Origin of the sequence: Bacillus sp. FSL W8-0848, assembly GCF_038007805.1 — a bacterium.
Lineage (GTDB): Bacteria > Bacillota > Bacilli > Bacillales > Bacillaceae > Bacillus > Bacillus glycinifermentans.
Window position 1 is genome coordinate 105,001 of sequence record NZ_JBBOYB010000001.1, and the last position, 24,751, is coordinate 129,751.

Annotated in this window: 24 protein-coding genes, 2 rRNA genes, 1 pseudogene and 2 other annotated features (1 of these 29 cut by a window edge); all 27 genes and pseudogenes read left to right on the forward strand. The window is 45.8% G+C overall.

Annotated features, from left to right (window positions below):
* Nucleotides 1-279, forward strand: a 23S ribosomal RNA gene (locus tag NSQ39_RS00575); it begins 2,653 nt to the left of the window's first position.
* A gap of 52 nt (nt 280-331) precedes the next feature.
* A 5S ribosomal RNA gene (rrf, locus tag NSQ39_RS00580) occupies nt 332-447 on the forward strand.
* 182 nt (nt 448-629) lie between these two features.
* Complete coding sequence (locus NSQ39_RS00585; RefSeq protein WP_046128826.1) at nt 630-1,094, forward strand: CtsR family transcriptional regulator; 465 nt, start codon at nt 630-632, stop codon at nt 1,092-1,094.
* Between the two features lie 14 nt (nt 1,095-1,108).
* Nucleotides 1,109-1,666 carry a UvrB/UvrC motif-containing protein gene (locus tag NSQ39_RS00590; protein WP_046128827.1) on the forward strand — a complete coding sequence of 186 codons (558 nt, stop codon included), beginning with the start codon at nt 1,109-1,111 and terminating at the stop codon, nt 1,664-1,666.
* Nucleotides 1,666-2,757, forward strand: a complete 1,092-nt coding sequence (locus NSQ39_RS00595; protein WP_175077139.1) for a protein arginine kinase — start codon at nt 1,666-1,668, stop codon at nt 2,755-2,757. Before NSQ39_RS00590 ends, NSQ39_RS00595 begins: the two co-directional genes overlap by 1 nt.
* Entirely contained in the window at nt 2,754-5,186 is a 2,433-nt protein-coding gene (gene clpC, locus NSQ39_RS00600; protein WP_175077140.1) for an ATP-dependent protease ATP-binding subunit ClpC, read from the forward strand. The genes NSQ39_RS00595 and clpC overlap by 4 nt, the downstream gene beginning before the upstream one ends.
* A 76-nt stretch (nt 5,187-5,262) precedes the next feature.
* Nucleotides 5,263-6,642: a DNA repair protein RadA gene (gene radA / locus NSQ39_RS00605; protein WP_175077141.1), complete on the forward strand. Its 1,380-nt coding sequence runs from the start codon at nt 5,263-5,265 to the stop codon at nt 6,640-6,642.
* 3 nt (nt 6,643-6,645) lie between these two features.
* Nucleotides 6,646-7,722, forward strand: a complete 1,077-nt coding sequence (gene disA / locus NSQ39_RS00610) for a DNA integrity scanning diadenylate cyclase DisA (protein ID WP_046128830.1) — start codon at nt 6,646-6,648, stop codon at nt 7,720-7,722.
* Between the two features lie 118 nt (nt 7,723-7,840).
* A complete protein-coding gene (locus tag NSQ39_RS00615; protein ID WP_046128831.1) occupies nt 7,841-8,929 on the forward strand; it encodes a PIN/TRAM domain-containing protein in 1,089 nt (362 codons plus the stop codon).
* A 15-nt stretch (nt 8,930-8,944) separates the two neighbouring features.
* Nucleotides 8,945-9,640: a 2-C-methyl-D-erythritol 4-phosphate cytidylyltransferase gene (gene ispD / locus NSQ39_RS00620; RefSeq protein WP_175077142.1), complete on the forward strand. Its 696-nt coding sequence runs from the start codon at nt 8,945-8,947 to the stop codon at nt 9,638-9,640.
* Nucleotides 9,633-10,109: a 2-C-methyl-D-erythritol 2,4-cyclodiphosphate synthase gene (ispF, locus tag NSQ39_RS00625; RefSeq protein WP_046128833.1), complete on the forward strand. Its 477-nt coding sequence runs from the start codon at nt 9,633-9,635 to the stop codon at nt 10,107-10,109. The genes ispD and ispF overlap by 8 nt, the downstream gene beginning before the upstream one ends.
* Nucleotides 10,110-10,189: 80 nt before the next feature.
* Complete coding sequence (gene gltX, locus NSQ39_RS00630; protein WP_175077143.1) at nt 10,190-11,650, forward strand: glutamate--tRNA ligase; 1,461 nt, start codon at nt 10,190-10,192, stop codon at nt 11,648-11,650.
* Nucleotides 11,647-11,879 (forward strand) — a binding site (T-box leader). It overlaps the preceding gene by 4 nt.
* A 76-nt stretch (nt 11,880-11,955) precedes the next feature.
* Nucleotides 11,956-12,600 (forward strand): serine O-acetyltransferase, encoded by a 645-nt coding sequence (cysE, locus tag NSQ39_RS00635; protein WP_046128835.1) that lies wholly within the window; start codon nt 11,956-11,958, stop codon nt 12,598-12,600.
* A gap of 3 nt (nt 12,601-12,603) precedes the next feature.
* Nucleotides 12,604-14,007 carry a cysteine--tRNA ligase gene (cysS, locus tag NSQ39_RS00640; RefSeq protein WP_175077144.1) on the forward strand — a complete coding sequence of 468 codons (1,404 nt, stop codon included), beginning with the start codon at nt 12,604-12,606 and terminating at the stop codon, nt 14,005-14,007.
* Nucleotides 14,008-14,009: 2 nt separating this feature from the next.
* Nucleotides 14,010-14,469, forward strand: a pseudogene (locus NSQ39_RS00645) (Mini-ribonuclease 3).
* Nucleotides 14,423-15,172 (forward strand): 23S rRNA (guanosine(2251)-2'-O)-methyltransferase RlmB, encoded by a 750-nt coding sequence (gene rlmB / locus NSQ39_RS00650; protein WP_046128838.1) that lies wholly within the window; start codon nt 14,423-14,425, stop codon nt 15,170-15,172. Before NSQ39_RS00645 ends, rlmB begins: the two are co-directional and overlap by 47 nt.
* A gap of 6 nt (nt 15,173-15,178) precedes the next feature.
* A complete protein-coding gene (rae1, locus tag NSQ39_RS00655; protein ID WP_046128839.1) occupies nt 15,179-15,691 on the forward strand; it encodes a ribosome-dependent mRNA decay endonuclease Rae1/YacP in 513 nt (170 codons plus the stop codon).
* A gap of 63 nt (nt 15,692-15,754) precedes the next feature.
* Nucleotides 15,755-16,426: an RNA polymerase sporulation sigma factor SigH gene (gene sigH, locus NSQ39_RS00660; protein WP_046128840.1), complete on the forward strand. Its 672-nt coding sequence runs from the start codon at nt 15,755-15,757 to the stop codon at nt 16,424-16,426.
* Nucleotides 16,427-16,507: 81 nt separating this feature from the next.
* Nucleotides 16,508-16,657: a 50S ribosomal protein L33 gene (gene rpmG, locus NSQ39_RS00665; RefSeq protein ID WP_006640304.1), complete on the forward strand. Its 150-nt coding sequence runs from the start codon at nt 16,508-16,510 to the stop codon at nt 16,655-16,657.
* 35 nt (nt 16,658-16,692) lie between these two features.
* Nucleotides 16,693-16,872, forward strand: a complete 180-nt coding sequence (secE, locus tag NSQ39_RS00670) for a preprotein translocase subunit SecE (protein WP_046128841.1) — start codon at nt 16,693-16,695, stop codon at nt 16,870-16,872.
* Nucleotides 16,873-17,048: 176 nt separating this feature from the next.
* The gene (nusG, locus tag NSQ39_RS00675; protein ID WP_046128842.1) at nt 17,049-17,582 is read left to right on the forward strand and encodes a transcription termination/antitermination protein NusG; all 534 of its coding nucleotides are present in this window, start codon (nt 17,049-17,051) and stop codon (nt 17,580-17,582) included.
* A 171-nt stretch (nt 17,583-17,753) separates the two neighbouring features.
* The gene (rplK, locus tag NSQ39_RS00680; RefSeq protein WP_003178300.1) at nt 17,754-18,179 is read left to right on the forward strand and encodes a 50S ribosomal protein L11; all 426 of its coding nucleotides are present in this window, start codon (nt 17,754-17,756) and stop codon (nt 18,177-18,179) included.
* Between the two features lie 99 nt (nt 18,180-18,278).
* A complete protein-coding gene (gene rplA, locus NSQ39_RS00685; RefSeq protein ID WP_046128843.1) occupies nt 18,279-18,977 on the forward strand; it encodes a 50S ribosomal protein L1 in 699 nt (232 codons plus the stop codon).
* Between the two features lie 49 nt (nt 18,978-19,026).
* Nucleotides 19,027-19,169 (forward strand) — a sequence feature (ribosomal protein L10 leader region).
* Between the two features lie 66 nt (nt 19,170-19,235).
* Nucleotides 19,236-19,736 (forward strand): 50S ribosomal protein L10, encoded by a 501-nt coding sequence (gene rplJ, locus NSQ39_RS00690; RefSeq protein ID WP_046128844.1) that lies wholly within the window; start codon nt 19,236-19,238, stop codon nt 19,734-19,736.
* A gap of 43 nt (nt 19,737-19,779) precedes the next feature.
* Entirely contained in the window at nt 19,780-20,151 is a 372-nt protein-coding gene (gene rplL / locus NSQ39_RS00695; RefSeq protein WP_046128845.1) for a 50S ribosomal protein L7/L12, read from the forward strand.
* Nucleotides 20,152-20,290: 139 nt separating this feature from the next.
* Complete coding sequence (locus NSQ39_RS00700) at nt 20,291-20,896, forward strand: class I SAM-dependent methyltransferase (protein ID WP_046128846.1); 606 nt, start codon at nt 20,291-20,293, stop codon at nt 20,894-20,896.
* 250 nt (nt 20,897-21,146) lie between these two features.
* The gene (gene rpoB / locus NSQ39_RS00705) at nt 21,147-24,728 is read left to right on the forward strand and encodes a DNA-directed RNA polymerase subunit beta (protein WP_046128847.1); all 3,582 of its coding nucleotides are present in this window, start codon (nt 21,147-21,149) and stop codon (nt 24,726-24,728) included.
* The last annotated feature ends 23 nt before the right edge of the window (nt 24,729-24,751 follow it).

Consider the following 24,751-nt stretch of genomic DNA (forward strand, 5'->3'; position numbering starts at 1 on the left):
CGGGCGCAGGAAATTTGAGAGGAGCTGTCCTTAGTACGAGAGGACCGGGATGGACGCACCGCTGGTGTACCAGTTGTTCTGCCAAGGGCATCGCTGGGTAGCTATGTGCGGACGGGATAAGTGCTGAAAGCATCTAAGCATGAAGCCCCCCTCAAGATGAGATTTCCCATTCCGTTAAGGAAGTAAGATCCCTGAAAGATGATCAGGTTGATAGGTCTGAGGTGGAAGTGTGGCGACACATGGAGCTGACAGATACTAATCGATCGAGGACTTAACCAAACATGAATGTCATATCGTTATCTAGTTTTGAGAGAACACCTCTCAATATAAGTTTGGTGGCGATGGCGAAGAGGTCACACCCGTTCCCATGCCGAACACGGAAGTTAAGCTCTTCAGCGCCGATGGTAGTTGGGGGTTTCCCCCTGTGAGAGTAGGACGCCGCCAAGCAACCCGAAAGGCCAGCTTAGTAAAGCTGGCTTTTTTTGTCGTTCAGTTTTTCTTCATGTTTTATGACAGTCAAAAGTGGAAATAATAAAGAGTGAAGAGCAATTAGTTGAAAAAAAACAAAAAACCACTTATAGTAAAGTTAAAGTCAAATATAGTCAAAGTCAAGTGAAGGAGGGGGCTGAGTGGGGCAAAATATTTCCGATATCATCGAACAATATTTAAAACAAATATTAGAAAAAAACGGGAAGGAAATTTTGGAGATTAAACGGAGCGAAATCGCCGATAAGTTCCAGTGCGTACCTTCTCAGATCAATTACGTGATCAATACGCGGTTCACAAGTGAACGCGGGTACATTGTTGAAAGCAAACGAGGCGGCGGAGGATATATCCGAATTATTAAAATTAAAATGAACGACAAAATCGATTTGATCAATAATATTTTGGATCAAATCTACACAAGGCTTTCACAGGCTGCTTCAGATGACATCATTTTACGGCTGTTGGAAAATGGAGTGATCACGGAAAGTGAAGCAAAATTGATGGTCAGTGTAATGGATCGTTCTGTTCTATATATTGATTTGCCTGAACGCGATGAGTTAAGGGCTAGAATGATGAAAGCCATGCTGAAATCACTGAAATTTAAGTAAAGCGGGTGAAAAGCGTGATATGTCAAGAATGTAAAGAAAGGCCGGCAACTTTTCACTTTACGAAAGTCATTAATGGCGAGAAACAAGAAATGCATATTTGTGAACAATGTGCGAAAGAGAACAGTGAATCATACTCTATGAATGAGAACAATGGATTTTCTATTCATAATTTATTATCCGGTTTGTTAAATTTTGATTCATCATTTACAAATACCGGGGAAGCTCAGCTTTTTCAGCAGCCTGAACAAGTCTTGCGCTGCAAAAATTGCAATATGTCATTCCCGGAATTCCGAAAAACGGGGCGTTTTGGATGTTCGGAGTGCTATAAAACGTTTCACTCTTACATCACCCCGATTTTACGGAAAGTCCATAGCGGCAACACCGTCCATGCTGGAAAAATTCCGAAGCGGATCGGCGGAAACCTTCATGTGAGAAGACAAATCGAAACGTTGAAAAGAGAGCTTAACGAATTGATTCAGCAGGAGGAGTTTGAAAAAGCGGCCAATGTCAGGGACCAGATCAGATCACTTGAACAAAACTTGGACACAAACAATAAGGAGGGGGAAGACTGATGTCGCTGCAGCGTTTTATTCAGGACGCTTTAAGCAATTGGATGCGGCAAGAAGGCCCTGAAAGTGACATCGTGTTGAGCAGCAGGATTCGTCTTGCCCGCAATTTAGAGAAAGTCCGCTTCCCCACACTTTTTTCGAATGAAGAGGCTTCAGCCATTATTGCCCTATTTGAAGAGCAATTCACCGGATATGAAGTGCCGGGCATCGGTAAGTTTGAACTGGTGAAAATGGAGCAGATTCAGCCGCTGGAGAAAAGGGTGCTTGTTGAGAAGCATTTGATCAGCCCGCATTTGACAGAAGCCTCTTTAGGCGCGTGCCTTCTTTCTGAAAATGAAGAAGTCAGCATTATGCTGAATGAAGAAGACCATGTCCGCATTCAATGCCTGTTCCCTGGTTTTCAGCTGTCTGAGGCTTTAAAAGCGGCCAATCAAGTCGATGACTGGATTGAAGAAAGAATCGATTACGCTTTCTCTGAGCAAAGAGGCTACTTGACAAGCTGCCCTACGAATGTGGGAACGGGACTCAGGGCATCTGTCATGATGCACCTTCCTGCTCTCGTATTAACAAGGCAAATTAATCGAATTATACCGGCAATTAATCAATTGGGCCTTGTGGTTAGAGGAATTTACGGTGAAGGCAGCGAAGCTTTAGGGAATATCTTTCAAATTTCGAATCAAATCACTCTTGGAAAATCGGAGCATGACATTGTTGAAGACCTTAACAGCGTGGTTGCCCAGTTAATCGAACAAGAACGATCTGCGAGGAGGGCGCTTTATCAGACTTCGCAAATTGAGCTTGAAGACCGTGTCTACAGATCTTACGGCGTTTTATCGAACTGCCGGATGATCGAATCAAAAGAGACGGCAAGATGCCTTTCAGACGTTCGGCTCGGAATTGACCTCGGTATCATTAAAGGTCTTTCAAGGAATATATTGAATGAACTGATGATTCTGACTCAGCCCGGCTTCCTGCAGCAATATTCGGGAGGGGCATTAAGGGCTAACGAGAGGGACATCAGGAGAGCAGCCCTCATCAGAGAACGATTGAAATTAGAAAACAACGGCAATAGACAGGAGGATGAAACGATATGATGTTTGGAAGATTCACAGAAAGAGCACAAAAAGTATTGGCGCTTGCCCAGGAAGAGGCTCTGCGTCTCGGGCACAATAATATTGGAACTGAGCATATCCTGCTGGGACTTGTCCGCGAGGGAGAAGGGATTGCTGCAAAGGCGCTGCAGGCGCTGGGACTCAGCCCCGAGAAAATTCAAAAAGAGGTTGAAAGCCTGATCGGCCGCGGACAGGAAATGTCCCAATCCATCCACTATACACCGAGGGCAAAAAAAGTGACGGAACTCGCGATGGATGAAGCGAGAAAGCTCGGGCACTCATATGTCGGAACCGAACACATCCTCCTGGGATTAATTCGTGAAGGCGAAGGCGTCGCTGCCAGAGTGCTGAATAATTTGGGCGTCAGCTTGAATAAAGCAAGGCAGCAGGTGCTGCAGCTGTTGGGCAGCAATGAGAGCGGAGGCGGCGCATCAGGGGCAAACAGCAATGCCAACACACCTACCTTGGACAGCCTCGCCCGCGATTTAACCGCGATTGCAAAAGAGGACAGCCTCGATCCGGTCATCGGGCGCAGCAAAGAAATTCAGCGCGTCATCGAAGTACTGAGCCGCAGAACGAAAAACAATCCTGTGTTAATCGGGGAGCCCGGTGTCGGTAAGACAGCGATAGCTGAAGGCTTAGCCCAGCAGATCATCAATAATGAAGTGCCTGAAATTTTGCGTGACAAGCGGGTGATGACGCTTGATATGGGAACGGTAGTTGCAGGTACAAAATACCGCGGGGAATTTGAAGACCGCCTTAAAAAAGTGATGGACGAAATCCGTCAGGCAGGAAACATCATCCTGTTTATCGATGAACTTCATACACTGATCGGTGCAGGCGGAGCTGAAGGGGCAATCGATGCCTCCAATATCCTGAAGCCTTCCCTGGCGCGCGGAGAATTGCAATGCATCGGGGCTACAACCCTTGACGAGTATCGCAAATACATTGAAAAAGATGCTGCGCTTGAACGGCGCTTCCAGCCAATTCAGGTAGATCAGCCGTCACCTGAGGAAAGCATTCAGATTTTGAAAGGGCTGCGGGACCGTTATGAAGCACATCACCGCGTTTCTATCACTGACGAAGCGATCGAAGCGGCTGTTAAACTGTCAGACCGGTATATTTCCGACCGCTTCCTGCCTGACAAAGCGATCGATTTAATCGATGAGGCCGGTTCAAAGGTTCGACTGCGTTCATTTACAACGCCTCCTAACCTGAAAGAGCTTGAACAAAAACTCGATGAAGTCCGTAAAGAAAAAGATGCCGCAGTTCAAAGCCAGGAATTTGAAAAAGCAGCGTCATTGCGCGATACGGAGCAGCGTTTGCGGGAACAGGTAGAAGAAACCAAGAAAACGTGGAAAGAAAAGCAGGGGCAAGAAAACTCCGAAGTGACGGTTGACGATATTGCGATGGTAGTATCAAGCTGGACAGGAGTGCCTGTGTCAAAAATCGCCCAGACTGAAACAGATAAGCTGCTGAATATGGAAAGCATCCTTCATTCGCGGGTTATCGGTCAGGATGAAGCCGTTGTCGCTGTTGCGAAAGCAGTAAGACGCGCGCGCGCCGGACTAAAAGATCCGAAGCGCCCGATCGGCTCGTTTATTTTCCTCGGACCGACAGGCGTCGGTAAAACAGAGCTTGCCCGCGCGCTTGCAGAATCGATTTTCGGCGATGAAGAAGCGATGATCCGCATCGATATGTCTGAATATATGGAGAAGCATTCGACATCAAGACTCGTCGGTTCTCCTCCGGGATATGTCGGCTATGATGAAGGCGGACAGCTTACTGAAAAGGTGAGAAGAAAACCTTATTCAGTCGTCCTGCTCGATGAGATTGAAAAAGCCCACCCTGATGTCTTCAATATTCTGCTGCAAGTGCTTGAAGACGGCCGTTTGACAGATTCAAAAGGACGCACTGTTGACTTTAGAAATACAATCCTGATCATGACGTCAAACGTCGGCGCAAGCGAGCTGAGAAGAAACAAATACGTCGGGTTTAACGTACAGGACGAAACGCAGAACTACAAAGATATGAAAGACAAAGTCATGGGCGAATTAAAACGCGCCTTCAGACCGGAGTTCATCAACCGGATTGATGAAATTATCGTTTTCCACTCTCTGGAGAAAAAACATTTGAAAGACATCGTCTCCCTCATGTCAGACCAATTGACAAAGCGTCTGAAAGAACAGGATCTTTCAATTGAATTGACAGAGGCGGCAAAAGAAAAAATCGCCGAAGAAGGCGTTGACCTTGAATACGGAGCCCGTCCGCTCAGAAGAGCCATCCAGAAACACGTCGAAGACCGGCTGTCTGAAGAGCTCTTGAAGGGCAACATTACAAAAGGGCAGCATATCGTGCTCGATGTGGAAAACGGAGAGTTTGTCGTAAAAACCGAAGCTAAAACGAACTAATATAGAGAAAAAAGAAAGAGGCATACGATTGACCAGTATGCCTCACTTTCTTATAAAAGGGAGATTTTAAAAATCTATGGCTAAAACAAAGACTAAATTTATTTGCCAATCGTGCGGCTATGAGTCCGCCAAGTGGATGGGAAAGTGCCCGGGATGCGGCGCATGGAACACGATGGTGGAAGAAACGATTAAAAAGCCGGCCGCCAACCGAAGAACCGCTTTTGCACATTCCGTTCAAAGGGTTCAGAAACCGTCCCCCATCTCATCGATCGAAACGACGGAAGAGCCGCGGATCAAGACGAAACTGGGCGAATTCAACCGCGTGTTGGGCGATGGAATCGTCAAGGGCTCGCTTGTCTTAATCGGAGGCGATCCCGGCATCGGAAAGTCGACTTTGCTGCTGCAGGTATCTGCCCAGCTTGCCGATGCAAATGAAAACGTCCTGTACATATCAGGAGAAGAATCTGTCAAACAAACGAAGCTGAGAGCGGACCGGCTGGGGATCAACAGTTCAACTCTGCACGTTTTATCTGAAACCGATATGGAGTATATTACGTCTTCTATAGAAGAGATGAACCCTTCATTTGTTGTGGTGGATTCGATTCAAACCGTTTATCAAAGCGACATTACCTCTGCCCCGGGCAGCGTGTCCCAGGTTAGAGAGTGTACTGCGGAGCTGATGAGGATTGCCAAAACAAAAGGAATTCCGATTTTTATCGTCGGGCACGTCACGAAAGAAGGCTCGATTGCCGGACCGAGACTGCTTGAGCATATGGTCGACACCGTCCTTTATTTTGAAGGGGAGAGGCATCATACTTTCCGGATTTTACGAGCCGTCAAAAACCGGTTCGGTTCGACAAATGAAATGGGGATTTTTGAGATGAGGGAAGAAGGCCTCACAGAGGTGCTGAACCCGTCGGAAATTTTTCTTGAAGAGCGTTCGGCGGGCGCAGCCGGATCGAGCGTCGTAGCATCAATGGAAGGGACGAGGCCGGTCCTCGTCGAAATTCAGGCGCTGATTTCGCCGACAAGCTTCGGCAATCCCCGCAGGATGGCTACCGGGATCGATCATAACCGTGTGTCGCTATTGATGGCCGTGCTGGAAAAAAGGGTCGGCCTGCTTCTTCAAAACCAGGATGCCTATTTAAAAGTCGCCGGCGGCGTGAAGCTCGATGAACCGGCGATAGACCTCGCCGTTACGGTGAGCATTGCGTCAAGCTTCCGGGATACCCCGCCGAGTCCGACCGATTGTTTTATCGGTGAGGTCGGGCTGACAGGAGAGGTCCGCAGAGTATCGAGAATCGAACAGAGGGTTCAGGAAGCGGCCAAGCTCGGGTTCAAGAGAATGATCATTCCTGCCGCAAATGCGGACGGATGGACAAAACCGAAAGGAATTGAGGTCGTCGGTGTTGAAAATGTAGCTGAGGCTCTTCGAACTTCATTAGGAGGATCATAATAGATGGAAAAAGAAAAAAAAGGAGCGAAACAGGACCTTTCAGAAATTTTGCAGTTTGTCGCGCCGGGGACTCCTCTCCGCGAGGGAATCGAAAATGTGTTGCGGGCGAAAACCGGCGGGTTAATCGTCGTCGGTTTTAACGATAAAGTAAAAGAGGTTGTTGACGGCGGATTTCACATTAATTCCGCTTTTTCACCCGCCCATTTGTACGAGCTTGCGAAAATGGACGGTGCGATTATTCTAAGCGATTCGGGTCAGAAAATCCTCTATGCCAATACGCAGCTCATGCCGGAAGCCACGATCCCTTCTTCGGAAACAGGGATGAGGCACAGAACCGCAGAGCGTGTGGCAAAGCAGACAGGGTGCCTGATCATCGCCATATCCGAAAGACGGAATGTGATCACGCTTTATCAGGAAAACATGAAATATATTTTAAAAGATATCGGCTTTATTTTAACAAAAGCCAACCAGGCGATTCAGACTCTTGAAAAATACAAGCTGATCTTGGACAATGCCATTTCTACATTGAGCGCTTTGGAGTTCGAAGAGCTTGTCACATTCGGCGACGTCATTTCCGTGATGCATCGCTATGAAATGGTGCTGAGAATCAAAAATGAGATTAATATGTATATTAAAGAGCTGGGAACGGAAGGACATTTAATCAGGCTCCAAGTCAGCGAACTGATCACGGACATGGAGCAGGAAGCGGCCCTCTTTGTGAAAGACTATGTCAAAGAAAAAATCAAAGACCCGTTCGTCCTTTTAAAACAGCTTCAGGATATGTCAAGCTTTGAATTGCTGGATGATTCCATTCTGCTGAAGCTTCTAGGTTATTCAGCTACTACGAATATGGAGGAATACGTGTTCCCGCGCGGTTACAGACTTCTTCATAAAATACCCCGTCTCCCTATGCCGATCGTCGAAAATGTTGTTGAAGCGTTTGGTCATTTAAAGCTTATTATCGAGGCGGATGTAAAAGAATTGGATGAAGTGGAAGGAATTGGGGCTGTTCGTGCCCAAAAGATAAAGAAAGGGTTAAAACGGCTTCAGGAAAAACATTATATTGATAGACAGCTGTAAGAAATTTTCATCGAACTGATTAAAAATTGCAATTTATGGGTATATTATTTTTACTTTTTGTTTTCCCTTAAACAGCTGCTTTCATAAAAAATAAATGACAATAAAAGGAGGTGAAGGTATGTTGAAACGAATAGTTCTAGCGTTCTTTGCGATTTTGGGAGGCGTTATCGGTATTTTTCTAATACCGGAATTGTTTGTGTTGTTAAACGCACAGGACATACCTTTAATAACAAACCCGTATACGTCCGCTTGTTTGGGAGCCGTCATCTTTTTTCTGCTGGGCATCTGGTGTGCGGATCATGTGATCAACTGGGTGAAAGGGATTGAGGATTCTCTCATAAAAGCCCCTGTATCAGATTTGCTGTTCGGATCTTTAGGATTAATCTTCGGACTTATGCTAGCTTTTCTAATCGTCAATGTCATCCCGTTAAAAAACATCCCGTATCAGCTGATCAGTACGGTCATCCCGATCGTTCTCGCCGCTTTTCTCGGCTATCTCGGGTTCCGGGTAGGCTTTAAGAAAAAAGATGAGATGCTCACGCTGTTCTCGTCCCGGAAGAAAAAAGGAAATGCTGAAGAAGAGCGGACTGAAGAGGACAAAAAGCTGAAAATTTTAGATACAAGTGTTATTATAGATGGGAGAATTGCTGATATTTGTCAGACCGGATTTCTCGAAGGCGTCATTGTGATTCCGCAGTTTGTGCTGGAAGAGCTCCAGCATATCGCCGACTCTTCTGACGTCCTTAAACGAAACAGGGGACGAAGAGGGCTCGATATTTTAAACCGGATTCAAAAGGAACTGGATATCAAAGTTGAAATCTATGAAGGCGACTTTGAGGATATTCAAGAGGTCGATAGCAAACTGGTCAAGCTTGCTAAGCTGACGTCCGGGGTCGTCGTCACAAACGATTTCAATTTAAACAAAGTATGCGAGCTTCAGAAAGTAGCCGTATTGAACATAAATGATCTGGCCAACGCCGTCAAACCTGTCGTGCTTCCAGGGGAAGAAATGAAAGTGCAGGTAATTAAAGACGGTAAGGAACATAACCAGGGCGTGGCGTATTTGGACGATGGCACAATGATTGTCGTAGAAGAGGGACGGAACTATATCGGCAAACACATTGATGTGCTTGTAACCAGTGTGCTGCAGACAGCGGCCGGCAGAATGATTTTTGCCAAGCCGAAACTGCTGGAAAAGGCGCTTTAAAAAGGGAGACAGAAGATGAATTACGAAGTCGTCATTCCTGCCGCCGGACAAGGCAAACGAATGAATGCCGGAAAAAACAAACTGTTTATCGAGGCAAAAGGACTGCCAGTCATTATTCATACATTAAAGGTGTTTGAAGACCATGACGCCTGCAAAAGGATTATTCTTGTCATCAATGAGCGCGAATTCGGCGAATTTGACAACCTTTTGAAAAAGCATCATTTCAAGACACCGATCGAGATCGTTCCGGGCGGCAAAGAACGCCAGCAAAGCGTTTTTCAAGGCGTTAAAGTTGCCGGAAATGAAGAGATCGTTTTGGTTCATGACGGAGCCAGACCCTTTATTAAACGGGAGCATATCGAACAGCTTGTCATGAAAGCGAAACAAACGGGGGCAGCGATCGTTGCCGTACCCGTAAAAGACACGATAAAACGCGTTCAAGACGAAGAGGTAGCCGGAACGATTGAACGTTCAAGCTTGTGGGCCGCTCAAACCCCACAAGCTTTTCGTCTTTCTATTTTAATGAACGCCCATACCGAAGCTGAAGCAAAAGGCTTTCTCGGGACGGATGACGCGAGTCTAGTCGAGGAAGCCGGAGGCAAGGTCGCCATTATCCATGGGGATTATCAAAACATTAAGCTGACGACCCCTGATGACTTGCTCGTTGCCGAAGCGATATTAGAAGCGGAAAGAAGGAATGAACATGTTTAGAATTGGTCAAGGTTTTGACGTCCATCAGCTCACAGAAGGCAGACCGCTCATTATAGGGGGCGTCACGATTCCTTATGAAAAAGGGCTTCTGGGGCACTCCGACGCTGATGTGCTTTTGCATACGATTGCGGATGCCTGCCTCGGCGCCATTGGCGAAGGAGATATCGGAAAGCATTTTCCCGATACGGATCCGGAATTCAAAGATGCTGATTCATTCAAACTGCTTCAGCATGTATGGGCGCTTGTGAAAGAAAAAGGCTACACGCTTGTGAACCTTGATTGTACAATCATCGCCCAAAAACCAAAAATGGCTCCTTATATCGATGACATGAGAGCCAGAATCGCTGAAGGCTTGGAAGCGGATGTATCGCAAATTAATGTAAAAGCGACAACGACGGAAAAGCTCGGATTTACGGGAAGAGCTGAAGGAATCGCTGCTCAGGCTTCCGTTCTGCTCCAAAAGGCATAATTCATTTTGAAGACCGTTTCATTTGATGATAGAATAAATATAAATTTGAACTCTGATTGAGACGAAAGGAAGTTTGACAGATGGGAAACGAAGTTCGGGTCCGTTATGCGCCGAGCCCTACAGGCCATTTACATATCGGAAATGCAAGAACCGCTCTCTTCAATTATTTATTTGCCCGCAGCCAAGGCGGAAAATTCATTATCCGGATTGAAGACACGGATAAAAAGCGGAATATCGAAGGCGGGGAGCAGAGCCAGCTCAACTACTTGAAGTGGCTCGGCATCGATTGGGATGAAAGCATCGATGTCGGCGGAGAATATGGACCGTACCGTCAATCTGAAAGAAATGACATTTATAAAACATATTATGACGAGCTTCTTGAGAAAGGCCTCGCCTATAAGTGCTATTGTACAGAGGAAGAGCTTGAAAAAGAGCGCGAGGAACAGGCAGCCCGCGGAGAAATGCCTCGCTACTCCGGTAAATGCCGCAACCTGACAAAAGAAGAACAGGAAAAGCTTGAGGCTGAAGGAAGGAAGCCGAGCATCCGCTTTAAAGTCCCTCAAGGGGAAGTCATCACCTTCAAGGATATCGTCAAAGATGAGATTTCATTCGAATCGGACGGAATCGGCGATTTCGTTATCGTTAAAAAAGACGGAACGCCAACCTACAATTTTGCTGTAGCAGTCGATGACTATTTAATGAAAATGACGCATGTGCTTCGCGGGGAAGACCACATCTCAAATACGCCGAAGCAGATTATGATCTACAATGCGTTTGGCTGGGATATCCCGGTTTTTGGACATATGACGCTGATCGTCAACGAAAATCGCAAAAAGCTCAGCAAACGGGATGAATCGATTATTCAGTTTATCGAGCAATATGAAGAGCTCGGCTATTTGCCGGAAGCGCTGTTCAACTTTATCGCGCTGCTCGGATGGTCTCCGGTTGGAGAAGAAGAGCTGTTTACAAAAGAGCAGTTTATCGAGATATTTGATGTGAACCGTTTGTCAAAATCACCTGCTGTGTTTGACGCGCATAAACTGAAATGGGTCAACAACCAGTATGTGAAAAAGCTTGACCTTGATCAGGTCATCGATCTCGCGGTACCTCATTTGCAAAAAGCCGGCAAAGTATCTGAAGAGCTTTCCGAGAGCGAACGCGAATGGGTCTCCAAGCTGATTTCCCTTTACCAGGATCAATTAAGCTACGGTGCTGAAATCGTCGAGTTAACAGAGTTGTTCTTTAAAGAAGAAATCGAGTATAATCGTGAAGCAAGGACTGTTTTAGATGAAGAGCAGGTGCCTGAAGTGCTGAGTGCATTCGCCGAAAAGCTCGAACAGCTCGAGGAATTCACCGCAGATCAGATTAAAGCATCGATCAAAGCAGTTCAAAAAGAAACGGGGCATAAGGGGAAAAAACTGTTTATGCCGATCCGCGTTGCGACAACCGGACAGACACACGGTCCGGAGCTGCCGCAATCCATTGAATTATTAGGAAAAGATACCGTATTAAAACGTCTCAGTACATTGATCAATAAGTAAAATCGTTGACAGGGAGAAGTATAAAGCCAGCGGCCTTTAAAGAGAGAGTCTTCATCGGCTGGAAAAGACTTAAGCGCCGGGCTTTAGAAATGCACCTCTTGAGACCTTTGAAGAACGTTCGCGAAACAAGTATTCAAAGGCGGTATCCGCCGTTATGGATTCGAGTTTGAGAAAACAGATCCGCTGTTTTCTAAACAGAGTGGAACCGCGTGTAAAAAGCGTCTCTGTCATCAGACAGAGGCGTTTTTTTATACGCAAAACAGATAACAGCAGAAAGCAGGAAGCGGGGAACGGGGGGAAATCGTGTGTTCTTTAAAATGCTGAAAGAAGATGTAGATGTCGTATTTGAACAAGATCCGGCTGCGAGAAGCTACATCGAAGTCATATTAACATATTCGGGGTTACATGCTATATGGGCGCATCGAATTGCACATGCTTTATATAAGAGAAAAAGGTTTTTCATTGCCAGAGCGATCTCTCAAATTGCCCGCTTCTTCACCGGGATTGAAATTCATCCGGGAGCCAAGATCGGCAGGCGCTTTTTTATCGATCACGGGATGGGGGTCGTGATCGGCGAAACGTGTGAGATCGGAAATAATGTGACGGTCTTTCAGGGCGTTACGCTCGGAGGAACAGGGAAAGAAAAAGGGAAACGGCATCCGACAATAGAGGATGATGCCATGATTTCAACGGGAGCTAAGGTGCTTGGTTCGATTACGATCGGAAGAGGCTCAAAGATCGGCGCCGGTTCGGTCGTCCTGCACGATGTGCCTGAATGCTCCACCGTTGTCGGCATTCCCGGACGCGTCGTAGTGCAAAACGGAAAGAAAATTAGACGCGACCTGAACCATCAGGATTTGCCGGATCCGGTTGCCGACCGCTTCAAAGAATTAGAGAACGAAATCAGGCAGCTGAAACAGGAGCTTTTAGAGAAAAGAAAGGGAAGATGAGTTGTGACCATTACACTTTATAATACGCTGACAAGAAAAAAAGAGCCGTTTGTGCCTCTTGAAGAAGGCAAGGTCAAAATGTATGTGTGCGGCCCGACCGTATATAATTACATTCACATTGGAAACGCAAGGCCGGCCATCGTATATGATACGGTCAGAAAATATTTGGAGTACAAAGGCTACGATGTTCACTACGTTTCAAACTTTACCGACGTGGATGACAAACTGATCAAATCGGCAAATGAGCTCGGAGAAGAAGTGCCGGTCATCGCTGAACGGTTTATCAAGGCTTATTTTGAGGATGTCGGTGCGCTCGGCTGCTCAAAAGCCGACTGCCATCCGCGGGTAACCGAAAACATGGACGACATCATCGAGTTTATCCAGACGCTCATTGATAAAGGCTATGCCTATGAAGCGGACGGTGATGTTTACTATAAAACAAGGTCGTTCAAAGACTACGGCAAACTATCGCATCAGTCGATCGACGAATTGAGATCCGGCGCGCGGATTCAGGTGGGCGAGAAAAAAGAAGATGCCCTCGATTTCGCTTTATGGAAAGCGGCGAAAGAGAACGAAATCTTCTGGGATAGCCCTTGGGGCAAAGGCCGTCCGGGCTGGCACATCGAATGCTCCGCCATGGCGAAAAAATATTTGGGGGATTCGATCGATATCCATGCAGGCGGCCAGGATTTGACCTTCCCGCACCACGAAAACGAAATTGCCCAGTCTGAAGCTTTAACCGGCAAACTGTTTGCGAAATATTGGCTTCATAACGGCTACATCAATATTGACAATGAGAAAATGTCAAAATCGCTCGGGAATTTTGTGCTTGTGCATGACATCATTAAAGAGCACGATCCGCAAGTGCTGCGGTTTTTCATGCTCTCCGTTCACTACAGGCATCCGATCAACTATTCAGCCGAACTTCTCGAAAATACAAAAAATGCTTTTGGCCGATTAAAAACGGCTTATAGCAATTTGCAGCATCGCCTGAAAAGCAGTACAAATTTAACAGAGGGCGATTCCGAATGGCTTAAGAAAATCGAGGAGCAGAGGGAAGCTTTCGTTGCGGCAATGGACGATGACTTCAACACCGCGAATGCGATTTCTGTCCTGTTTGATCTTGCTAAGCACGCCAATTATTATTTGCAGGAAAAGAACACCGCTGAACATGTGATTCAAGCGTTCATTCAAATGTTTGACGAGATCTGCTCCGTTCTCGGATTCTCTCTTCAGGAGCAGGAATTGCTTGACAAGGATATCGAAGAGCTTATTGAAAAGAGAAACAAAGCCCGCAGAAACAGAGACTTCGCTACGTCTGATCAAATACGCGATCAGCTCAAAAGCATGAACATCATTTTGGAGGATACTCCTCAAGGAACCCGCTGGAAAAGAGGAGAATCGTAAACATGAATTTGGAAGCCGTTAAAGACGCCAAACAATTAAACGGTTTGGCGCTTGCTTACATGGGTGATGCCGTTTTGGAAATCTACGTCAGGCATCACCTGTTAAAGCAAGGTATGACAAAGCCCAATGATCTCCACAAGCACTCGAGCCGCTATGTTTCGGCAAAAGCGCAGGCGAGCATGCTGTTTGCCCTTGAAGAGCAGGATTTTTTCACAGAAGAAGAAAAGGCCGTGCTCAGAAGAGGGAGAAATGCAAAATCCGGAACAGTGCCTAAAAACACGGATGTCCAAACATACCGTTACAGCACTGCTTTCGAAGCCGTTATTGGATATCTTTTTCTTGAGAAAAAAGAAGCGAGACTTGAAGAGCTCATAAAAAAAGCGTTGGAAAAACGGGACGGCAGGGAGGAAGTCAAATGAGCCAGCAGCACGATTACGTCATAGGGAAAAACGCGGTAATTGAAACGTTAAAATCCGGCCGTGAACTGTACAAGTTATGGATGGCGGAAAACACGGTGAAGGGACAGGCACAGCAGGTCGTTGAGCTCGCCGCGAAAAAAGGAATCACGATTCATTATGTCCCCCGCAAAAAGCTCGATCAAATGGTTTCCGGCCAGCATCAAGGCGTCGTCGCTCAAGTCGCGGCTTATGAATACGCCGAGCTGGATGATCTTTTTCAAAAGGCCGAGGACAGAAATGAGCAGCCGTTTTTCATCGTTTTAGATGAAATCGAAGACCCGCATAATCTCGGATCGATCATGCGTACGGCTGACGCGGTCGGCGCGCACGGGATCATCATTCCAAAAAGGCGTGCCGTCGGCCTTACGACAACCGTCGCCAAAGCCTCGACAGGAGCGATCGAACATATACCGGTCGTGAAGGTGACGAACCTTTCGCGGACATTGGAAGAATTGAAAGAACGGGGCATTTGGATCGTCGGCACCGATGCGTCGGGAAAGCAGGATTACAGGTCGCTTGACGGAAACATGCCGCTCGCGCTTGTGATCGGAAGCGAAGGCAAAGGTATGGGAAGGCTTGTCAAGGAAACATGCGATTTCCTCATTCGCCTTCCGATGGCGGGAAAAGTCACGTCCCTGAACGCTTCGGTTGCAGCGGGACTGTTGATGTACGAAGTGTACCGGAAACGAAGCCCCTTGGGAGAATAGAAAAGGATGGATATCCTTTTAGTCGACGGTTATAACATGATTGGGGCGTGGCCTCAGCTGAAGGATCTGAAAGCGAACAGCTTCGAAGAAGCAAGGGACCTTTTGATTCAAAAAATGGCGGAATATCAAGCTTACACCGGTTTTCGGGTGATTGTCGTATTCGATGCGCATCTCGTGAAAGGAATCGAGAAGAAAAGGATCAATCACCGTGTAGAGGTGATTTTTACGAGGGAGAATGAGACGGCTGACGAGCGGATTGAAAAACTGGCGTCAGACTTGAACAACATTCAGACGCAAATCCATGTTGCCACATCCGATTATACCGAGCAGTGGGCGATCTTTGGACAGGGAGCGCTGCGCAAATCTGCGAGGGAGCTGCTGAGGGAAGTTGAAGCGATCGAAAGAAAAATCGAAAAACGCGTTAAAAAAATTACCACGGAGCGTCCCGTCGGAAAAATCCCTTTATCTGAAGATGTTTTGAAAATATTTGAAAAATGGCGGCGCGGTGATTTGGAGTAGGTTGACGCTTTTTTGCCCATTACTGTATAATATTTCTATCTACGTGCGGTCGGGGGGATCGGAGTGAACTTAGGAAACAACCAGGGAAAATTCAGCAAAGAACAGTTCAGCAAAGAACGGTTTTGCCAGTTGGAAGACGAGCAGGTCATTGAAATGGTTCATGTCGGAGACAGTGATGCGTTAGATTACTTGATTACAAAGTACCGGAACTTTGTAAGGGCAAAAGCGAGATCCTACTTTTTAATAGGGGCCGATCGGGAGGACATCGTTCAGGAAGGATTGATCGGGCTCTACAAATCTATCCGTGATTTTAGAGAGGACAAGCTGACTTCGTTTAAAGCTTTTGCCGAATTGTGCATTACCCGCCAGATTATTACCGCTATCAAAACAGCTACTCGCCAGAAACACATTCCGCTAAATTCTTATGTGTCGCTGGACAAGCCTATTTATGACGAAGAATCGGACAGGACGCTCCTCGACGTTATTTCGGGAGCTAAAGTAATGAATCCTGAGGAACTGATTATCAACCAGGAAGAATTTGATGACATCGAGCTGAAAATGGGTGAATTGCTCAGCGATTTGGAAAGAAAAGTTCTTGCACTCTATCTCGACGGAAGATCCTATCAGGAAATATCCGAAGAATTAAACCGCCATGTAAAATCAATTGATAATGCGCTCCAGCGCGTCAAAAGGAAGCTCGAGAAATACCTGGAGCTCCGCGAAATCAGCTTGTAGGGAAACCTGCGGCATATTGACAGTGATTTTGGGACTGTGATATCTTACTAAAGAAATGATTGTCCAGAAAAAGGTGTAAACATGAAGAAAAAAATCACGCTGGCCTGTAAAAATTGCGGGAACCGTAATTATACGACAATGAAAAGCTCCGCAGCTTTGGCTGAACGGCTCGAAGTAAAGAAATACTGCAATAACTGCAATTCTCATACAGTACATCTGGAAACAAAATAGGGTTTTTTGTTTTTAGGTTGTGGAGGTTTCTTACCATGGGTATTATGAAATTCTTTAAGAACGTCGGAAAAGAAATGAAGAAGGTCACGTGGCCAAAAGGAAAAGAATTAACGAGCTATACGGTCACCGTTATTACCACCGTTATCTTTTTCGTCATCTTTTTTGCACTGATCGATTCAGGAATTACTCAATTAATTCGTTTAATAGTTGAATAATGATCAGCATAACGTGTTATAATAGATCTTAATATGACTTGCCAAAAAACCCGTTCGACGGGTTTTTTCATTGTTTCAAAATATGAGGCTCGTATAAAAGAAGTGTCAGTTTCCCGGTACGGCCAATAAACATTAAGGTGTGGGGAGGGAAGGACTTAAAAGGGTCCTGAATGAGAATGGAAAAGAAATGGTATGTTGTGCATACGTACTCCGGCTACGAAAACAAGGTGAAAGCGAATTTGGAAAAACGGGTCGAGTCGATGGGGATGCAGGATAAAATCTTCCGCGTCGTCGTGCCTGAAGAAGAAGAAACAGATATTAAAAACGGCAAGAAGAAAGTTGTTAAAAAGAAGGTCTTCCCTGGCTATGTTCTTGTCGAGCTTGTCATGACGGACGACTCCTGGTATGTCGTGCGAAATACGCCGGGCGTGACGGGATTTGTCGGTTCTGCCGGATCAGGCTCAAAGCCGACGGCTCTGCTTCCGGGCGAAGTCGAAAAAATTCTGAAGCGGATGGGTCTTGAAGAACGCAAAACGGAAATCGACTTTGAACTGAAGGAAACCGTGAAGGTGATCGACGGACCGTTTGCCGATTTCACGGGCACGATCGAGGAAATCGACCATGATAAAAACAAAGTCAAGGTATTCGTTAACATGTTCGGGAGAGAGACCCCTGTTGAACTTGAATTTACTCAAGTTGACAAATTGTAATGGAAAAGCGCTTGAAATCACTATATAAAAGTGGTAATATACAAAGGTGCGTCTTGGCAAAAAGGCCAAGTCGGCTAGCTTGATATTTTTTCATCATTCATATAAAGAATGAGACCTTGAGTGGGAGGGTTCACCCTATTACCACATCACGGACTTAAGGAGGTGTGTCTCGTGGCTAAAAAAGTAGTTAAAGTTGTAAAATTGCAAATTCCTGCTGGGAAAGCAAATCCAGCTCCGCCAGTTGGTCCTGCATTAGGTCAAGCCGGTGTTAACATCATGGGATTCTGTAAGGAGTTTAACGCTCGTACATCTGACCAGGCTGGTCTTATCATTCCTGTAGAAATTTCGGTTTACGAAGACCGTTCATTTACATTTATTACAAAAACTCCGCCTGCTGCTGTATTGCTTAAAAAAGCGGCTGGAATTGAGTCAGGTTCTGGTGAGCCTAACCGTAATAAAGTCGCAACCGTTAAACGCGATAAAGTACGTGAAATCGCCGAAACAAAAATGCCTGACTTGAATGCGGCAGATGTTGAAGCGGCTATGCGTATGGTTGAAGGAACTGCCCGCAGTATGGGTATTGTGATCGAAGACTAATTTGTTTCTTTGTGGGTTGCGAGTTTGGATCAGACAAGTTCGCAACCCTTATTCGTGGGAGGTTATTTCCGCTAAAACCACTAAGGAGGAAATTTTGAAATGGCTAAAAAAGGTAAAAAGTACGTTGAAGCTGCCAAGCTTGTAGAGCGTACAAAAGCTTACGATGTAAACGAAGCGATCGAGCTCGTAAAAAAAACAAACACAGCTAAATTCGATGCCACAGTTGAAGCGGCATTCCGTTTAGGTGTTGACCCTCGTAAAAACGACCAGCAAATCCGCGGTGCAGTTGTTCTTCCGAACGGAACGGGTAAAACTCAGCGCGTCCTTGTTTTCGCTAAAGGAGAAAAAGCGAAAGAAGCAGAAGCTGCTGGTGCAGATTATGTAGGTGATGTTGATTACATCAACAAAATCCAGCAAGGCTGGTTCGATTTCGATGTAATCGTTGCAACACCTGACATGATGGGTGAAGTCGGTAAAATCGGCCGCGTGCTCGGACCAAAAGGTCTTATGCCAAACCCTAAAACAGGAACGGTTACATTTGAAGTTGAAAAAGCAGTAAACGAAATCAAAGCGGGTAAAGTTGAATACCGCGTTGATAAAGCCGGAAACATTCATGTTCCGATCGGTAAAGTGTCATTCGAAGACGAGAAACTTGTTGAAAACTTCGCGACAATGTATGACACAATCTTAAAAGCAAAACCTGCTGCTGCTAAAGGTGTATACGTGAAGAACGTTTCCGTTACATCTACAATGGGACCTGGAATCAAAGTGGACCCTTCAACTTTCAACGTAAAATAATATTGACTTAGCTTGATACGTTCTGATATAATTCAAAGCGTTGTAAAATAAAATATGTCCATTTATACCGTAGACAGTAGGTGCCTTCAGAGGCTTAATTTCCTACCGAGGTGTATATATATCACAGCTTTTACGCTACGTATGCTTGTATATACAGCCTCCATGTCGAATGGAGGCTTTTTATATGGAATCTGTCGTTAAAGAACGTGATCACCGAACGGTATAAGTGTTACACAAGAATCTACAGGAGGTGTAACCATGAGCAGCGCAATCGAAACAAAAAAAGTTGTTGTTGAAGAAATTACTTCTAAACTGAAAGAAAGTAAATCAACGATCATCGTTGACTATCGCGGTCTTAACGTAGCTGAAGTAACAGAACTTCGCAAACAGCTTCGCGAAGCTGGCGTTGAGTTCAAAGTTTACAAAAACACGATGACTCGCCGTGCGGTAGAACAAGCTGAGCTTGATGGTTTAAACGAGTTCTTAACTGGACCGAATGCGATCGCATTCAGCACAGAAGATGTTGTCGCTCCGGCAAAAGTTCTTAACGAGTTTGCCAAAAAGAACGAAGCTCTTGAAATCAAAGCCGGCGTTATCGAAGGCAAAGTTTCTACTGTTGAAGAAGTGAAAGCTCTTGCTGAACTTCCATCACGCGAAGGCTTGCTTTCTATGTTGCTTAGCGTACTTCAAGCTCCAGTTCGCAACCTTGCTCTTGCTGCAAAAGCTGTGGCAGATCAGAAGGAAGAACAAGGCGCTTAATCTTACCAGTCTTTAAAAATTAAAACAAATGGAGGAATTACAAATGGCTTTAAATATCGAAGAAATCATTGCTTCCGTTAAAGAAGCAACTGTTCTTGAGTTGAACGAATTAGTAAAAGCAATCGAAGAAGAATTTGGCGTAACTGCTGCTGCTCCTGTAGCTGTAGCTGGCGGAGCTGCTGCCGGCGGAGCTGCTGAAGAGAAAACTGAATTTGATCTTATCCTTGCTGGTGCAGGAGACCAAAAGATCAAAGTTATCAAAGTTGTTCGTGAAATCACTGGTCTTGGCTTGAAAGAAGCTAAAGAACTTGTTGACAACACTCCAAAACCTCTTAAAGAAGGTATTGCGAAAGAAGAAGCTGAAGAGCTTAAAGCTAAACTTGAAGAAGTTGGCGCTTCTGTAGAAGTTAAGTAATCTTCGCCTAATCTTTTAGGAGAAAGCTCGCTGTTAAAAGCGGGCTTTTTCTTTGCTAAATAAATGAGTTCTTTCCGCATAAGATAACCCATCTTGTCTCAAGATATCTGGAGAGTTCACCAACTGAGGAGGTTCTGGGATGACTGACCATTATTATTCGGAGAAACCTTCAGCAAAAAGCAGCAGAAAAACGTGGGCATTCCAATTAAGAAACCGGACGTTTACATTTATCAGCGACAGCGGAGTCTTTTCAAAAAATGAAGTGGACTTCGGTTCCAGACTGCTGATCGAAGCTTTCCGTGAACCTGATCAAGACGGTGATTTTTTGGATGTGGGCTGCGGCTACGGTCCGATCGGCATTTCGCTTGCTGCTGATTTCAAAGATCGAATGGTTCATATGATCGATGTTAATGAAAGGGCTGTAGAACTTTCAAAGGAAAATGCGTTAAATAATCAGATTGAAAATGTTACGGTATATCAAAGTGATCTGTTTTCCAACGTCGAACCTGCAAAACAATTCGCTTCCATTATCACCAATCCCCCCATACGAGCCGGGAAAAAAACGGTACACGCCATTTTTGAAAAAAGCGCTGAACATTTAAGGCCTTCAGGTGATTTGTGGGTCGTCATTCAGAAAAAGCAGGGCGGTCCTTCCGCTATTGAAAAATTAAAACAGCTTTTTGCGGACGTTGAAGTCGTCCAAAAAAAGAAAGGGTATTATATCATAAAAGCAAAAAAAGTTTGACTCGGATTTTCAGCTATGTTAACATTATAAAATGCCAATGTATATATTTTGCTTGCCGCTTTTAAGAAACGCCCAGACCTGTATAAAATATACATTTTTGGGAACGCTAATAAAATCGCTATTTTGTTTTTGGATGTGGTTTTCTAATTAGAAACCCTTTTTTCTTTTGTCTTGTAAAAGTATTTCTTACATATATGGGGAAGAAATGCTTGTTACACATATATTACGCATGATTTGAGGGGTGAATCAGTTGACAGGTCAACTAGTTCAGTATGGACGACACCGCCAGCGCAGAAGCTATGCACGCATTAGCGAAGTGTTAGAATTACCAAATCTCATTGAAATTCAAACCTCTTCTTATCAGTGGTTTCTTGATGAGGGTCTTAGAGAGATGTTTCAAGACATATCGCCAATTGAGGATTTCACTGGTAACCTCTCTCTGGAATTTATTGATTACAGCTTGGGTGAGCCTAAGTATCCGGTAGAAGAATCAAAAGAGCGCGATGTGACTTACTCAGCGCCGCTGCGAGTCAAAGTCCGCTTGATCAACAAAGAGACCGGCGAGGTTAAGGACCAGGAAGTCTTTATGGGCGATTTCCCTATCATGACTGACACCGGAACCTTTATTATCAACGGTGCGGAGCGCGTCATCGTATCTCAGCTCGTTCGTTCTCCAAGTGTATATTACAGTGGTAAAGTAGACAAAAACGGTAAAAAAGGTTTTACCGCGACTGTCATTCCAAACCGTGGCGCATGGTTAGAATACGAGACTGATGCGAAAGATGTTGTGTATGTCCGCATTGATCGCACACGTAAGTTGCCGGTTACGGTTCTTTTGCGTGCTCTTGGCTTCGGATCTGATCAGGAAATCATCGATCTGATCGGTGAAAACGAGTACTTGCGCAACACGCTTGATAAAGATAATACAGAAAACACCGACAAAGCGCTTCTTGAAATCTACGAGCGCCTTCGCCCTGGAGAGCCGCCGACGGTTGAAAATGCGAAAAGCTTACTTGATTCAAGATTCTTTGATCCGAAAAGATATGACCTTGCAAGTGTAGGACGCTACAAAATTAATAAAAAGCTTCACATCAAAAACCGTCTTTTCAATCAGCGGCTTGCTGAAACGCTCGTAGATCCTGAAACGGGTGAAATCCTTGCTGAAAAAGGAACGATTTTGGACAGAAGAACACTCGACAAAGTGCTGCCGTACCTGGAAAACGGAATCGGCTTTAAAAAGCTGTACCCGAACGGCGGAGTAGTCGAAGATGAAGTGACGCTTCAATCCATTAAAATCTTCGCTCCGAATGACCCTGAAGGGGAGCAGACGATCAATGTTCTCGGAAACGCTTATATCGAGGAAGGCGTTAAAAACATTACACCTTCTGACATTATCGCATCCATCAGCTATTTCTTTAACCTGCTTCACGGAGTAGGCGATACAGATGATATCGACCATCTGGGAAACCGCCGCCTTCGTTCAGTAGGCGAGCTTCTGCAAAACCAATTCAGAATCGGTTTAAGCAGAATGGAGCGCGTTGTTCGTGAAAGAATGTCCATTCAGGATACAAATACGATCACGCCTCAGCAGCTGATTAATATTCGCCCTGTCATCGCTTCAATCAAAGAGTTTTTCGGAAGCTCACAGCTTTCTCAATTCATGGATCAGACGAATCCGCTCGCTGAGCTGACGCATAAACGCCGTTTATCAGCGCTCGGACCTGGTGGTTTGACGCGTGAACGCGCCGGAATGGAAGTGCGTGACGTTCACTACTCCCACTATGGCCGGATGTGTCCGATTGAAACGCCTGAGGGCCCGAACATCGGATTGATCAACTCGCTTTCTACATTTGCGAAAGTGAACCGGTTCGGCTTTATTGAAACGCCTTACCGCCGCGTTGATCCTGAGACTGGAAAAGTAACGCCGAGAATCGACTATTTAACGGCTGATGAAGAAGACAACTATGTTGTGGCACAGGCGAACGCCCGCCTGAATGAAGACGGATCATTTGTTGACGACAGCATCGTTGCCCGCTTCAGAGGGGAGAACACCGTCGTTTCGAAAGACCGCGTTGACTACATGGACGTTTCGCCTAAACAGGTTGTTTCTGCCGCGACTGCATGTATTCCTTTCTTGGAAAACGATGACTCAAACCGCGCCTTGATGGGAGCGAACATGCAGCGTCAGGCTGTTCCGCTTATGCAGCCTGAATCGCCGATCGTCGGAACCGGAATGGAATATGTATCTGCGAAAGATTCCGGCGCCGCTGTTATTTGCCGCCACCCGGGAATCGTCGAACGTGTTGAAGCGAAAAACATCTGGGTGCGCCGCTATGAAGAAGTAGACGGACAAAAAGTAAAAGGAAACCTTGATAAATACAGCTTGCTGAAGTTCGTCCGTTCCAACCAGGGAACGTGCTACAACCAGCGTCCGATCGTAAGCGTCGGAGATGAAGTTGAAAAAGGTGAAATTTTGGCTGACGGTCCATCTATGGAAAAAGGGGAACTTGCCCTCGGACGCAACGTCATGGTCGGCTTCATGACATGGGATGGCTACAACTATGAGGATGCCATCATCATGAGCGAACGCCTTGTAAAAGACGATGTTTATACGTCTATCCATATTGAAGAATACGAATCAGAAGCCCGGGATACAAAGCTCGGACCTGAAGAAATCACCCGTGATATTCCAAACGTCGGTGAGGATGCTCTCCGCAACCTGGATGAGCGCGGAATTATCCGCGTCGGTGCCGAAGTAAAAGACGGAGACCTGCTCGTAGGAAAAGTAACGCCAAAAGGGGTTACAGAGCTTACGGCAGAAGAACGCCTGCTTCACGCCATCTTCGGAGAAAAAGCGCGCGAAGTCCGCGATACGTCACTCCGCGTTCCGCACGGAGGCGGCGGTATCATTCTTGACGTAAAAGTCTTCAACCGCGAAGACGGAGACGAACTGCCTCCTGGCGTCAACCAGCTTGTCCGCGTATACATTGTTCAGAAGCGTAAAATCTCTGAAGGGGACAAAATGGCCGGACGTCACGGTAACAAAGGTGTTATTTCGAAGATTCTTCCTGAAGAAGATATGCCGTATCTTCCTGACGGAACACCGATCGACATCATGTTGAACCCGCTGGGCGTTCCATCGCGGATGAACATCGGTCAGGTATTGGAGCTTCACCTTGGTATGGCTGCACGCCGCCTTGGCCTGCATGTCGCATCACCGGTATTTGACGGAGCCCGCGAAGAAGACGTGTGGGAAACGCTTGAAGAAGCCGGCATGTCAAGAGACGCGAAAACCGTCCTTTACGACGGCCGTACCGGAGAACCATTTGATAACAGGGTTTCCGTGGGTATCATGTACATGATCAAGCTTGCCCACATGGTTGATGACAAACTCCATGCCCGTTCAACCGGTCCTTATTCACTCGTTACCCAACAGCCTCTCGGAGGTAAAGCGCAGTTCGGCGGACAGCGTTTCGGTGAGATGGAAGTATGGGCCCTTGAAGCTTACGGTGCAGCATACACGCTTCAAGAGATCCTTACCGTTAAATCCGATGATGTCGTGGGCCGTGTGAAAACATACGAAGCGATCGTTAAAGGCGACAATGTTCCAGAACCGGGTGTTCCGGAATCGTTCAAAGTATTGATTAAAGAACTTCAAAGCTTGGGTATGGACGTCAAAATCCTGTCAAGCGATGAAGAAGAAATCGAAATGAGAGACTTGGAAGACGATGAAGATGCAAAACAAAACGAAGGCCTTTCATTAACAAATGATGAAGAAACCGAAGAGTTTGTTTCTGCTGACATAGAACGTGATGTCGTCACGAAAGAATAAACGAAATTATTTACGCAAGTGAC

Bases quoted from the DNA above. Each gene is read 5' to 3' on its own strand.
- nusG (WP_046128842.1), top strand. From the start codon at position 17,049: ATGGAAAAGAAATGGTATGTTGTGCATACGTACTCCGGCTACGAAAAC.
- NSQ39_RS00615 (WP_046128831.1), top strand. From the start codon at position 7,841: ATGTTGAAACGAATAGTTCTAGCGTTCTTTGCGATTTTGGGAGGCGTT.
- gltX (WP_175077143.1), top strand. From the start codon at position 10,190: ATGGGAAACGAAGTTCGGGTCCGTTATGCGCCGAGCCCTACAGGCCAT.
- NSQ39_RS00700 (WP_046128846.1), top strand. From the start codon at position 20,291: ATGACTGACCATTATTATTCGGAGAAACCTTCAGCAAAAAGCAGCAGA.
- ispF (WP_046128833.1), top strand. From the start codon at position 9,633: ATGTTTAGAATTGGTCAAGGTTTTGACGTCCATCAGCTCACAGAAGGC.
- ispD (WP_175077142.1), top strand. From the start codon at position 8,945: ATGAATTACGAAGTCGTCATTCCTGCCGCCGGACAAGGCAAACGAATG.
- rplA (WP_046128843.1), top strand. From the start codon at position 18,279: ATGGCTAAAAAAGGTAAAAAGTACGTTGAAGCTGCCAAGCTTGTAGAG.
- rae1 (WP_046128839.1), top strand. From the start codon at position 15,179: ATGGATATCCTTTTAGTCGACGGTTATAACATGATTGGGGCGTGGCCT.
- radA (WP_175077141.1), top strand. From the start codon at position 5,263: ATGGCTAAAACAAAGACTAAATTTATTTGCCAATCGTGCGGCTATGAG.
- clpC (WP_175077140.1), top strand. From the start codon at position 2,754: ATGATGTTTGGAAGATTCACAGAAAGAGCACAAAAAGTATTGGCGCTT.
- rlmB (WP_046128838.1), top strand. From the start codon at position 14,423: ATGAGCCAGCAGCACGATTACGTCATAGGGAAAAACGCGGTAATTGAA.
- rplL (WP_046128845.1), top strand. From the start codon at position 19,780: ATGGCTTTAAATATCGAAGAAATCATTGCTTCCGTTAAAGAAGCAACT.
- secE (WP_046128841.1), top strand. From the start codon at position 16,693: ATGGGTATTATGAAATTCTTTAAGAACGTCGGAAAAGAAATGAAGAAG.
- rplJ (WP_046128844.1), top strand. From the start codon at position 19,236: ATGAGCAGCGCAATCGAAACAAAAAAAGTTGTTGTTGAAGAAATTACT.
- rpmG (WP_006640304.1), top strand. From the start codon at position 16,508: ATGAAGAAAAAAATCACGCTGGCCTGTAAAAATTGCGGGAACCGTAAT.
- NSQ39_RS00595 (WP_175077139.1), top strand. From the start codon at position 1,666: ATGTCGCTGCAGCGTTTTATTCAGGACGCTTTAAGCAATTGGATGCGG.
- disA (WP_046128830.1), top strand. From the start codon at position 6,646: ATGGAAAAAGAAAAAAAAGGAGCGAAACAGGACCTTTCAGAAATTTTG.